Origin of the sequence: Herbiconiux moechotypicola, from assembly GCF_024979255.1 — a bacterium.
In the GTDB taxonomy this organism is placed as follows: domain Bacteria; phylum Actinomycetota; class Actinomycetes; order Actinomycetales; family Microbacteriaceae; genus Herbiconiux; species Herbiconiux moechotypicola.
Genome location: NZ_JANLCN010000011.1, coordinates 80,226 through 92,480, shown reverse-complemented (window position 1 = coordinate 92,480; position 12,255 = coordinate 80,226). Strand labels below are relative to the sequence as shown.

General features: G+C 72.2%; 9 protein-coding genes. 7 read left to right on the top strand and 2 right to left on the bottom strand.

Going from position 1 to position 12,255, the window contains the following annotated elements; genetic code table 11:
- Positions 1 to 5: 5 nt before the first annotated feature.
- The gene (locus N1031_RS16320) at positions 6 to 2,840 is read right to left on the bottom strand and encodes a helix-turn-helix transcriptional regulator (RefSeq protein ID WP_259480814.1); all 2,835 of its coding nucleotides are present in this window, start codon (positions 2,838 to 2,840) and stop codon (positions 6 to 8) included.
- Between the two features lie 73 nt (positions 2,841 to 2,913).
- Here N1031_RS16320 and N1031_RS16315 point away from each other — a divergent pair, with 73 nt between their 5' ends.
- The 3 genes from N1031_RS16315 to N1031_RS16305 all read left to right on the top strand — a co-directional run bounded on the left by N1031_RS16315 (position 2,914) and on the right by N1031_RS16305 (position 5,884).
- The gene (locus N1031_RS16315) at positions 2,914 to 3,741 is read left to right on the top strand and encodes an alpha/beta fold hydrolase (protein ID WP_259480813.1); all 828 of its coding nucleotides are present in this window, start codon (positions 2,914 to 2,916) and stop codon (positions 3,739 to 3,741) included.
- 79 nt (positions 3,742 to 3,820) lie between these two features.
- Positions 3,821 to 4,648 (top strand): alpha/beta hydrolase, encoded by an 828-nt coding sequence (locus tag N1031_RS16310; RefSeq protein WP_259480812.1) that lies wholly within the window; start codon positions 3,821 to 3,823, stop codon positions 4,646 to 4,648.
- A gap of 135 nt (positions 4,649 to 4,783) precedes the next feature.
- Positions 4,784 to 5,884: an acyltransferase family protein gene (locus N1031_RS16305; protein ID WP_259480811.1), complete on the top strand. Its 1,101-nt coding sequence runs from the start codon at positions 4,784 to 4,786 to the stop codon at positions 5,882 to 5,884.
- 2 nt (positions 5,885 to 5,886) lie between these two features.
- On the opposite strand, the gene N1031_RS16300 is transcribed toward N1031_RS16305, so the two are convergent.
- Complete coding sequence (locus tag N1031_RS16300) at positions 5,887 to 6,792, bottom strand: LysR family transcriptional regulator (RefSeq protein WP_259480810.1); 906 nt, start codon at positions 6,790 to 6,792, stop codon at positions 5,887 to 5,889.
- A 108-nt stretch (positions 6,793 to 6,900) separates the two neighbouring features.
- Between N1031_RS16300 and N1031_RS16295 the strand changes: the two genes are divergently transcribed.
- The 4 genes from N1031_RS16295 (at position 6,901) to N1031_RS16280 (ending at position 12,214) form a co-directional block, all read left to right on the top strand.
- Complete coding sequence (locus tag N1031_RS16295) at positions 6,901 to 8,553, top strand: amidohydrolase (protein WP_259480809.1); 1,653 nt, start codon at positions 6,901 to 6,903, stop codon at positions 8,551 to 8,553.
- Between the two features lie 29 nt (positions 8,554 to 8,582).
- Positions 8,583 to 10,007: an aminobutyraldehyde dehydrogenase gene (locus tag N1031_RS16290; RefSeq protein ID WP_259480807.1), complete on the top strand. Its 1,425-nt coding sequence runs from the start codon at positions 8,583 to 8,585 to the stop codon at positions 10,005 to 10,007.
- A gap of 24 nt (positions 10,008 to 10,031) precedes the next feature.
- Positions 10,032 to 11,138 (top strand): alcohol dehydrogenase catalytic domain-containing protein, encoded by a 1,107-nt coding sequence (locus N1031_RS16285; protein WP_259480806.1) that lies wholly within the window; start codon positions 10,032 to 10,034, stop codon positions 11,136 to 11,138.
- Between the two features lie 80 nt (positions 11,139 to 11,218).
- Positions 11,219 to 12,214: a sugar ABC transporter substrate-binding protein gene (locus N1031_RS16280; protein ID WP_259480805.1), complete on the top strand. Its 996-nt coding sequence runs from the start codon at positions 11,219 to 11,221 to the stop codon at positions 12,212 to 12,214.
- Positions 12,215 to 12,255 lie beyond the last annotated feature (41 nt).

The following is a 12,255-nucleotide window of genomic DNA, read 5'->3' as shown; positions in this document are numbered from 1 at the left end:
ACGAATCACCGATTCATACGATCGGCCAGCTGCCGCCGCGACGAGATGCCGAGCTTCCGGAACACCTTGCGCAGGTGGTAGTCGACCGTGTTCGCGCTGATGAAGAGCGCCGCCCCGATCTCGCCGTTCGTGGCGCCTCGCGCGGCCAGCCGGGCCACCTCGCTCTCCTGCGCCGTGAGCTCAGGCGATGCCGCGTCGGCCGGAGCCACCACCCGCACTCCCCCGGCTTCGAGCTCCCGCCGAGCACGGGCGGCGAACCTCTCCGCGCCCACCGTCGTCAGCCCGCGGAGCGCCTCGTGCAGCTGCACCGCGGCCTCGGCGCGACGCCGCTGCCGCCGCAGCCACTCGCCGTAGAGCAGTCGCGTTCTCGAGCGGTCTCCGAGGTGCCCAGGCCGGTCGAGCGCCGCGAGCGACGCGAGGAAGTGCCGCTCGGCGACGGCGACGTCGTCGGCGAGCAGCGCACGGGCCCTCTCGTGCAGCCCCGCCGCCACCGCCGACCCGCTCGCCGAGGCGTACCGGCCGAGCGCGCGCGCCGCCTCCTCTCCCGCCCCGCGGTTCCCGCTGCGCACCGCGGCCTCCACGAGCTCGGCGTAGTGGTGGAAGGACGCCTGGAGAAAGGGCTGCCGCAGCAGCCCACGCAGCCTTTCGAACGCCGGCTCGGCCGCCCCCTCGGCGATGTCCTGCACCGCGACGGCCGCCACCGCCATCCGGGCGACCCCTCCCCATCCGGCCTCGCGCAGCGTGTGGGCGATCTGATCGACCACGACCGCCGGTGTGCCCTGCCACGCCAGCAGTGCCGCGTTGACGGCCTGATCGTCGGCCGATCCCAGGGCGCGGCGCAATTCGATCGACTGCGCGATGTAGGCGGCGGCCGAGGCGGGGTCGGAGCGGCTGATCTCGACGGCGCTGAGGATCCACAGCGCCCCGTCGACCTCGCGCAGCGCCCCGCGCCGTCGACCCACAGACACCACCCGCTTGAGCAGACGGGCTGCGGCCTCCCAGTCCCAGAGCGCGAGGCTCGGCACGGTGACCGCGAACGCGAAGCGCACCACCTCGTCGTCGTGCAGCGTGTCGAGGGCGGCGACCGCGGCCCGGAGCCGCGGCACGGCATCTTCGTAGGGATCGAGCACGAACGACGCCACCGCATCGAGCACCACGGCTGCGGGATCGCCGCGTCCGCTCGCGTCGGCCTGCGCGGGCGGAAGGGAGCGGATCGCGACCGCCACGTCGGCAGGCGTCGCACCGGTCGCCCTCTCCTCGGTGACGGTGGCCGCGTTCACGGCGAGCAGCAGCGCATACCGTGCGAGGTGGGGTGCCGTGCCGCGCAGCAGCGACGCCGCCTCGATGAGCCGCGCCATTCCGGCCCTGAGCGCATCGGAGTCGGCGAGGAACATGCCGCACATGGCCTCCACGATGAGCCGGCGCCCGCGCCCCACGTCGTCGAGTGACGCCACCTCCACTCGATCGAGCATCTGCAGGGCGAGCGTGGCTGCACCCGCGCTGATCGCGGCCTCGGCCGCCGCCACGAAGTGCTCGTGGCGAGCGGCCGCGTCAGGGCTGAGCTCCCCCGCGCGCGTCAGCAGCTGTGCCCGCGAGAGCATCCCTCCCCGGGCGCCGGCGTCGTCGGCCGCGACCGCGAGCGCCGCGGCGATGGACTCGTCCTGCCTTGCCGCGGCCGCCGCGGCGTGCCAGGCGGCGATTCCGTCGCGCCCCCGTGCGGTCGCCACCTCACCGAGCAACCGGTGCACGCGGCGCCGTTCCGAGTCGGTCGCCTGCAGCGAGACGGCCGAGCGGATGAGCGGATGCCGGAACGAGATCGCGTCGCGCACCGTCACCAACCCTGCCTCCTCGGCGGCGGCGGGCGCGTCGTCGGTCACTCCCATCGCCTGGGCCGTCTCGTCGACGACGGCGGTCGATCCGGTCGACTCGAGGGCGGCGATGAGCAGCCAGGTGCGGGTGCCGGAGGGCAGCGACCGGATGCGCGCCGTGTACACCTGCTCGAGCCGGCGCCCGATCGGGAGCGGCGCGTGGCCCAGCACCGTGGCGGTGAGCTGCTCGGCCTTCCTGCCGGCGGCCATCTCGCGCAACGCCAGCGGATTGCCGCCCGTGGCGCTCACGCACCCGTCCACCACCGTCGCGTCGAGCCTGCCCTCCACGGATCGCTGCAGGAGGGCGGCCGCCGACTCGTCGTCGAGCCCGCCGAGCTCGATGCGCGGCACCCCGGCGAGCATGCGGTCCACCACCTCGTGCGGGCGGGACGCGAGCACGATGCACACGGCGTCGGCCGCGAGCCGGCGCGCCACGAAGCCCAGGGCGAGCAGCGACTCCGCGTCGACGTCGTGCGCATCGTCGACGACACAGACCACCGGGCGGGCGTCTCCCGCGCGCGCGAGCGCCGAGAGCACGGCGAGGCCGACGAGGGCGAGCTGCGGCGGCTCCCCTTCCTCGAGCCCGAGCGCGACTCCGAGGGCCGCGCGCTGACCCTCCGGGATCTCGTCGACGTCTCGCGCCAACGGACGGAGCAGCCGCTGCAGTGCCCCGTAGGCGACGGCGGTCTCGACCTCGACACCGTCGGCCCGCAGTACGAGGAATCCCTCGAGGTCGTCGAGCGCGGCCGACACGACCGAGGTCTTGCCGACGCCGGGCTCGCCGTGCAGCAGCACCGCTCCCCCGCTGCCGTTGCGGGCGCTCGACAGCAGCGCGCGGAGTCGCTCTCGTTCCGCGGCGCGCCCCAGGAGCTCGGAATGGTCGATGCGTTCACGGTAGCGGTCGCGACGACACCGCCGAAACCCCGCCCGCCCTCGGAGCCTCGTAGTCCCGGTGACACACCGCGACGGCACGACTACGTGCTTCACGTGGTGCGCGGCCCGCCCGCATCCGCTTGTCTGATCGCACACCGAGGGAGGGCCGCCCATGCCGCACGTGACCACCGACGACGGCACCCGCCTGTTCTACCGCGACTGGGGCCCCGACGACGGCGAGCCGGTGCTGCTCAGCCACGGCTGGCCGCTCAACGGCGACGCCTGGGAGGCCGCCGCGCACCACCTCGCCCGTGAGGGCTACCGGGCGATCGCGCACGACCGGCGGGGCCACGGCCGGTCGACCCGGAGCTGGTCGGGCAACGACATGGACACCTATGCGGACGATCTCGACTGCCTGCTCACCGCGCTCGGCCTGTCGGGCGTGACGCTCGTCGGCCACTCGACGGGCGGCGGCGAGGTGGTGCGCTACCTCGCCCGCCACGGCAGCGTGCGGGTGGCGCGTCTCGTGCTCGTCTCGGCGGTGCCCCCGTTCCTCCGCCGCGGCGACGACAACCCCGGCGGCGTGCCGCCCGAGGTCTTCGACGGCCTCCGCGCCGGCGAGGCGGCGAACCGCTCCGAGCTCTACCGGCAGCTGGCCGACGGCCCCTTCTTCGGGCACAACCGGCGATCGGATGTGCCCCAGGGCACCCGGGACGCGTTCTGGTCGCAGGGGCTGGCCTCGGGTACCCGCAACGCCTACGAGTGCATCGAGGCGTTCAGCGCCACCGACTTCAGGGCCGACCTCGCCGACGTCGACGTGCCCACGCTCGTGGTACACGGCGACGACGACCAGATCGTGCCCTTCGAGCTGAGCGGCCGGCTCTCGGCGGAGCTGGTGCCCGGTGCCCGCCTCCTCGTCTACGAGGGGGGAGCGCACGGGTTGCCCGACACCGAGCGCGACCGCCTCCACGCCGATCTTCTCGCGTTCCTCCGCAGCTGACGACGCACATCCGCCGCCCTTCGACCGCACCGCACCGACCGCATCCACCGGCAACTCCACCCTCACGAAAGGTACCGACATGAGCACCGCCCCCGACACCATCGTCCTCGTCCACGGCCTCTGGGTCACCCCGCGCAGCTGGGAGGAGTGGAAGGCCCGCTATGAGGCGCAGGGCTTCACCGTCGTCACCCCGACCTACCCGGGCTTCGAGATCGAGGTCGAGGAGCTCCGCGAGAACCCCGAGGTGATCGCGAAGCTGACCGTGCCCGAGACGCTCGACCATCTGGCCGGCGTGATCGAGGCGCTGCCCACGCCGCCCATCATCATGGGTCACTCCTTCGGCGGCCTGTTCACGCAGATGCTGCTGGCCCGCGGCCTCGGTGTCGCGGGCGCCGCGATCGACTCCGCCCCCGTCGAGGGTGTGCGCGTGACGCCGCTCTCGCAGGCGCGATCGCTCTTCCCCGCCCTCAAGAACCCGGCGAACTACCACCGTGCGGTGGGCTTCACCCCCGACGAGTGGCACTACGCCTTCACGAATACGCTGAGCCGCGAGGAGTCGGATGCGGCCTACGAGCGCTACGCGATCGCCGCGCCCGGCAACTGGGTGTGGGCGTACGGGCTGCTGGCGAACTTCCAGCCCGGGCACCAGGCCACCTGGGTCGACTTCTCGGTCGACCGCGCTCCCCTGCTGTTCATCGGCGGCGGCTCCGACCACATCATGCCGCCGGCGGTCAACAAGTCCAACGCCAAGCACTGGGGCAAGTCGCCCGCGCTGACCGAGTACCACGAGTTCCCGGGGCGTGATCACTGGACCTGTGGCGCCCCCGGCTGGGAGTCCGTCGCCGACTACGCCCTGGAGTGGACCCTGGCGCACGCCCGTCCCGTCTCCCCGCGCGAGACCGTCTGAGGTGAGGAAGTCTCGGGGGCTGTGTCATACTGCTTGAGCACCTGACCCGGCTTCCATCCCTATCCGTCGCTCTCGTCTGCGTGCGCGGTGGCGCATCCGCGTCGCCGATCGGCGAACGAGAGCGACGGGGCAGGGATGCGACTGGCTTCGCTCGACGGGTTGCGCGGTCTCGCGGCCGTGGTCGTGGTGGTGGGCCACGCCCGGCTCGTGCTCCTCGGCGACCCCACGTTCGTGTGGCCGGTGCCGGCCGAGCTCGTGGAGGCCGGGTCGGCGGTCGGCGGGCGTGCGGTCTGGCTCTTCTTCGTGCTCTCCGGCCTCGTACTCACCCGCCTGGCGCAGCGCTCCGGCTTCGAGTACGGCCCGTACCTGCTCTCGAGGCTCGTGAGGCTCTACCTCCCGGTGGCCGCGGCGGTGGCCTTCACGATCGTCACCATGCTGCTCGTCCCGCGCACGGGCACCGGATTCGGACCCTGGATCGACACCCACCCCGAGCGGTTCAGGGTCACCGACGTCGTCGCCGACCTCACGCTCGTGAGCGGGGTGAGCGGTAACCTGTCGCCGCTGTGGAGCCTCCAGTGGGAGGTGTTGTTCTCGATGCTGCTGGTGCTGTACGTGACGGTGCTCAGGCGCGCGCCCTGGTGGTGCGCCGTGGCGGCCGGGGTCGTGACGAGCGCCGCGGGCGCCGCGATCGGCTCGGCCCTGCTCCAGTACCTGCCCATGTTCGCGATCGGCGTGGGGCTCGCCTTCGGATGGGAGCGCCTCGGCTCCGCGATCGCGAGGTTCCGGCGCGTGGTCTCGGGCGGACCCGCCACCGCGATCGCCGTAGCGGCACTCGCGGCGGCGGCGTGCCAGCCCTGGGCGACCGGTCAGCTCCTCCGAGCGGGCTTCACGCCGAGCGTCGTCAACGCCCTCGCCGTGGGCGCCGATGCGGTCGCCTCGCTCCTGGCCGCCGTCGTCGTCACGCTGGTGGTGGGCTTCGACCCGGTTCTTCAGCGCCTGTTCTCCAGCCCGCCGTTCCTGTGGCTCGGCACGATCTCGTTCAGCCTCTACCTCATCCACGAGCCCGTCCTGATCGCGGCGGCGCGCCTGGCGGGTCCGGTTCCGCTCACGGTCGGGGTGTCGCTCCTTCTGTGCCTCGCCGTCGCCGTAGTCTTCCAGCGCGTCGTCGAGGGCCCCGCCCACCGCCTGTCGCAGGGGCTGCGTCGCGGCCGAATCGGGGTGAACGGCCCCGACTGAGTTCACTCGCGACTCGCGCGCACGATACGGCGGTGCCGCACGTCGAGGAAGCGCACGAGCTCGGCGAGCACCGTCTCGATGTACTCGCGGCGGGGATGGGTGGCGCTCCACGCGGCGATGACGGGCACGAGCAGCGGACCGTCGGGGCCGACGACCGGCACGGCCACGCATCCCCGGGCCGAGTCGTCGGTGAGCAGCGCGATCCCTTGTCCGCCCGCGGCGAGCCCGGCCGCCACCGAGGGGTGCCGCACGATGAGTGGCGCCTGCTGCCACTCGATCCCGGATTGCGATGCCGCGTGGTCGACCACCCGCCGCGCCGCGTTGTTGGGCGTGAGCAGGATGAGCGGCTCGGGCGAGAGCTCCTCGAGCGTGAGCGACGCCCGGCCGGCGAGCGGGTGCCGCCGCGGCATGTGCGCCCGCACGAGGCCGTCGGAGAGGCGCATCCGCTCCCAGCCCGGGGGCGGGTTCCTGGTCGAGATCGCGATGTCGGCGTTCCGTGCCGTGGCGATGTCGAAGACGAGGAACGGGTCGGCCGGTTCGCAGTCGAGCAGGGGTGCCGTCGTGCCCCGTGACACCAGGAACGGCACGATACCCGAGTCGATCGTGGCGGAGGGTGCGACCACGTGGAGGGTGCGCGCCCCTTCCCCTCCCTCTTGCTTGGTGCGGCCGATCACGTTCTCGGCGTGGGAGAGCAGATCTGTTACGCGTTCGTAAAATCTCGCGCCTGCGGGCGTGGTTCTGAGCGGCCCCGGCCCGCGGATGAGGAGCTCGACGCCGAGGTCGCGTTCGAGCCCGCTGATCTGGCGGCTCATGGCGGGCTGCGTGATACCGGTGCGCTGGGCCCCGCGCGAGATGGAGCCCTCCTGCACGACGGCGACGAAGGAGGCGAAGACGCGGAGGTCGAGCATGCAACCAAAGCATAGACTGTGAACCTTCATGCATTTGAGATCGTGGGCGCGGTGTAGTCGACTCGTCGCTGTCGGAATCGGTTCCGGCAGAACGACGAATCGGATGGCATGAAGCTCGACACCCTCATTGAGAACGGCAGGATCTGGACCGGCGACGCCCGGCGCCCCTGGGCCACGCGCATCGGCGTCTTCGCCGGCCGCGTGATCGGGGTCGACGACGAGCTCGACGGCACCGACGCCGAGACGAGGCTCGACCTCGGGGGTGCTCCCGCCGTCCCCGGCTTCCACGACGCCCACCTCCACTTCAGCCTCTACGGCCACCGTCTGCTGCAGGTCGACCTCTCGATCACGGCGTGCCCCGATCTCGACTCCCTCTACCGCGCCGTGCAGACGGCCGCCGAGGCCGCGGAGCCTGGCGAGTGGGTTCTCGGCACCGGCTACGACCAGAACAAGCTCGGCGCGCATCCGCTGCTCTCGGTGCTCGACCGCGTCGCTCCCGAGAACCCGGTCTTCCTCGAGCACACGTCCGGCCACATGGGCGTGGCGAACAGCGCCGCCTTCCGGGCGGGCGGGCACGGCGACCTGCGACTGCTCCCCCGCATCGACGGCGGCCTGGTGGAGACGGATGCGGAGGGTCTGCCCACGGGTCTGCTCCAGGAGCGCGCACAAGAGCTGGTGAACGAGCTCTTCCTCCCGGTGACCCTCGCCACGCACCGTCGCGGCTCCCGGCTCGCCTCGGCCGAGCTGCTGAGCCTCGGCATCACCAGCATCACCGAGCCGGGCGTGGGCGTGCCCGGGCAGATCGGCCGCACGCCGATCGAGATCCGCGCCTACCAGGACGGCATCGACGCCGGCGAGATCAACCTGCGGCTGAACGTGATGCCCTACATCCGGGCCTTCCACGAGCTGGGCGAGATTGGTGGCGGCGAGGAGGGCTGGGGGCTCGACCTCGGCATCCGTTCGGGCCTCGGCGATGACCGGCTGCGCCTCACCGGCGTGAAGGTGCTCACCGACGGCTCGCTGATCGGGCGCACCGCGGCCGTGTGCTGCGAGTTCCACGATGCCCCCGGCAACACGGGCCTGCTCATCCAGGACGAGTCGGAGCTGAAGCGCATGGTGGTGGGCGCGCACCGCAACGGCTGGCAGGTGGCGATGCACGCCATCGGCGACCACGCCCTCGACCTCGTGATGGACGCCGTCGACGAGGCGCAGCGACTGCACCCGCGCGCCGATCCGCGGCACCGCATCGAGCACTGCGGCATCTCGCGGCCCGACCAGCTCGACCGGGTGGCCGCTCTCGGCCTCATCCCCGACCCGCAGGGCACCTTCCTGCTCGAGACCGGCGACGGCCTCCTGGCGGCCGTCGGGCCCGACCGCATGGAGATGCTCTACCGCATGGCCAGCTGGCTCGAGCGCGACATCGTGCTGCCCGGGTCGACCGACGCGCCGATCGTGGCGGCCGACCCCATCCGCAGCATCCACGCCATGGTCAACCGCCGCACCGAGCAGGGGCAGCTGATCGCGCCCGAGGAGGGCATCACACCCGCCCAGGCGCTGCGGGCCTACACCTACGGCTCCGCCTACGCCGCGCACGAGGAGCACCGCAAGGGCACGCTGTCGCGCGGGATGCTCGCCGACCTGGCCGTGCTGAGCGACGACCTGCTCGCCGTGGCGCCCGACCGCCTCGACGGAGTGAGCGTGGGCGCCACCATCGTGGGCGGCGAGCTGGTGCACGACTCGGGGGCGGTGACACGCTCGTGACCACGACGGCTGACGACAGGAGCATCGAGATGACGGACACACTGAGCATCGGCCATGTCATCGACGGGGAGTCGATCCCCGGCACGGGGGATGCCCTCCTCCTCGTCGACCCGGCGAGCGGGGTGACGATCGGCTCCGCCGCGGTGGCGGGGGCGACCGAGGTCGACGCGGCCTTCGCTGCTGCGCGCCGAGCCTTCGGGAGCTGGGGCCGCACCACGCCGCAACATCGTTCCGAGCGCCTGCTCGCGCTCGCGGCGCTGATCGTGGAGCACGCCGACGAGCTCGCCGAGCTCGAGATCCGCCTCACCGGCAAGCGCCGCGAGTTCACGAGGGCGGTCGAGATCGAGCGCGGCGCCGACGTGCTGCGCTTCTTCGCCGGAGCGGTGCGGGTGACGACCGGCCTCACCCAGACCGAGTACTGGGAGGGGTTCACCAGCTCCATCCGCCGCGAGCCGGTCGGCGTGATCGCGCAGGTCACGCCCTGGAACTACCCGTTCATGATGGCGATCTGGAAGATCGCGCCCGCCCTGGCCGCGGGCAACACCGTCGTGCTGAAGCCCGCCGAGTCGACGCCGGCCACCACGGTGCGGCTCGCCGAGCTCGCCGCCGAGGTGCTCCCGGCCGGCGTGCTCAACGTGGTGTGCGGTGCCCGGGCGACGGGTGAACTGCTCTCCGCGCATCCGGAGGCCGACATGGTGGCCATCACGGGCAGCACCCGAGCCGGGTCGCAGGTGATGGTGACGGCCGCCGCCGACCTCAAGCGCGTGCACCTCGAACTCGGTGGCAAGGCGCCCTGCCTGGTGTTCGACGACGCCGACCTCGAGGCCGCCGCCGCGGGCATCGCGGGCGCGGCCTTCTTCAACGCCGGCCAGGACTGTACGGCGGCCACCCGCGTGCTCGTGCACGAGTCGGTCGCGGAGCGGTTCGAGCAGCTGCTCGCGGCCCAGGCCGCCGCCCTGCCCGTCGGCGCTCCCGATGTGGACGCCTACTTCGGGCCCGTCAACAGCGCCGCGCAGTTCGACCGCATCCGCGGTGTGCTCGACCGGCTGCCCGCCCACGCACGCGTGATCGCCGGGGGCACCACCCACGGCCCCGGCTACTTCGTCGAGCCGACCGTGGTCGCCGGCGTGCAGCAGCACGACGAGGTGGTGCAGACCGAGATCTTCGGGCCCGTGCTCACCGTGCAGACCTTCTCGACCGAGGAGGAGGCGCTCGAGCTCGCCAACGGCGTGGAGTACGCGCTCGCGTCGAGCGTGTGGACGCGCGACCACGGCCGGGCCACGCGCCTCAGCACGCGCCTGGACTTCGGTGCCGTGTGGATCAACTGCCACCAGATCATCCCCGCCGAGACCCCGCACGGCGGCTTCAAGCACTCCGGCTTCGGCAAGGACCTCAGCTACTACGGCCTCGAGGACTACACCCGCATCAAGTCCGTCACGAGCGCCCACATCTGACCCGAGAGCACCCAGGAGACCACCATGACCGAGTTCACCGCCGTCGTCTACGACGGCCCGGGCACCGAGCCCCGCTTCGACACCGTGTCGCTGCGCGAGCCCGTGGGCGAGGAGGTCGTGCTGCGCATGACCGCCGCCGGCATCTGCCACTCCGACCTGCACGTCGTGAACGGCGACTGGCCCTACGACCACCGGCTGGCGCTCGGCCACGAGGGCACGGGCGTCGTCACCGCGCTCGGCCCCGACGCCACCGGCCTCGAGGTGGGCGACCACGTGCTGCTGAGCTGGTTCGCCACCTGTGGCCGCTGCCCCGCGTGCCTCGAGGGCACCACCTGGCTCTGCAGCCGCAGCACCACGGTCGGCAACGCCGCGCCCGACGGCGGCACCCCTCTCAGCTCCCCCGACGGCGTCGAGGTGCGTCCCTACCTCGGCGTGGGCACCTTCTCGGAGTATGTGCTCACCGGCCGTCGCTCGGTGGTGAAGATCCCCGAGTCGTTCCCGGCCGACGTGGCGGCCCTCATCGGATGCTCGATCCTCACCGGCTTCGGCGCGGTCGTCAACACCGCCCAGGTGAAGATCGGCGACACCGCCGTGGTGGTGGGATGCGGCGGCGTCGGCCAGGCGATCCTGCTCGGCCTCGGGTTGGTGCGCGCCTCGACCGTCATCGCGGTCGACATCAACGACGCTCAGCTCGAGGGCGCGCTCGCCCTCGGCGCGACCCACGCGCTGCGCGGTGACGACCCGGAGCTCGCCGCGAAGATCGTGGAGATCACGGGCGGCGGCGCCGATTTCGCCTTCGACGCGATCGGGCAGCCCGCTGTCTCGGCCTCGCTCCCGCTTTTCGTGAAGCAGGGCGGCGCATCCGTTCTCGTCGGTCTGCCCCGGCGCGACGCCACCGCCGCCATCCCCACGTGGCCCGTGGTGGCGGCCAACCAGCGCATCCTGGGCTGCCACTACGGCTCGTCGAACATCCAGCACGACTTCCCGCTCATCGCCGAGCTCTACCTCTCCGGTCAGCTCGAGCTCGACCGGCTGGTGGGGCGGCACGTGCCCTACTCCGAGACCATCACCGCCCTGTTCGACCTCCCCCACGCGACCGGTGGACGCACCGTCGTCGACTTCGCCGCGTGACCTCGACGTTCCACCCCGCACCGCGCATCACCCCATCCCCAACCGCAACCATCCCGCACCGCTACCGAAAGGACTGGACCATGTTCAGCAGCACCACCCTCCGACGCGCGACCGTCGCGCTCGCGGCCGCTGCGGCCGCCTCCATCGCCCTCGCGGGCTGTTCCTCCGGCGCCGCCTCCAGCACCGACTCCGCCTCCGGCGAGTCGAAGGGCGCGCTCGCCATGAGCTTCGGCGGCCTCGACGTGCCGATCTGGAACGCCGAGCTCGTCTACATGAAGGAGCTGGCCGAGGAGGCCGGCTACGAGTTGCTGAGCGACGACCCGCAGTGGGACGTGCAGAAGCAGATCGCCGACTGGCAGGCCTGGATCCAGCGCGGCGACGTCAAGGCCATCATGGGCTTCCCCGTGCAGGCCGACGCGATCGTCCCCGTCACCGCCGAGGCGGTCGCCGCCGGTATCCCCGTCGTGGGCTACGCCAACGTCTGGGAAGGCACCACCGGCAGCCTCGGTTCGGACTACTACGCCGACGGTTACATGGTGGGCGAGGCCGCCGCCGCGTGGATCAACGAGAACATGGCGGGCGAGACGGATGTGCCGGTCGTCATCATGGGCGAGCAGACCTCCGACCTCGGCCGAGGTCACGCCGAGGGCACCCGCGACGCGCTCAACGAGCTGGTGGAGGGCGGGGTCTCGATCGCGGAGATCGACGCCCAGACCCGCGACGAGGGCTACTCCACCGCGCAGAGCCAGATGATCGCCGAGCCCGACACCAAGGTGTGGCTCGGCACCACCGACGGCGTGCTGCTCGGCGCCTACCAGGCCGTGATGGACTCGGGTGTGGCCGCCGACGACCCGACGTACGCGTTCGGCTCGCTCGACGCCACCAACGAGACGCTCGACGTCATCAAGATCCCCGACACCATCTGGCGCTTCGGCTACTCGATCACCGCCAAGGAGATCGCGGAGGCGAACATCAAGCTGCTGCTGCAGGCCGCGAACGGCGAGGAGGTCGACGACATCGTGCTCACCTACAACGTGGTCGACGGCTCCAACGCCGACGAGTTCTACAGCGAGTGATCCCCGCGAGTGCCCGTCCCGCCCCGGCGCGACGGGCACTC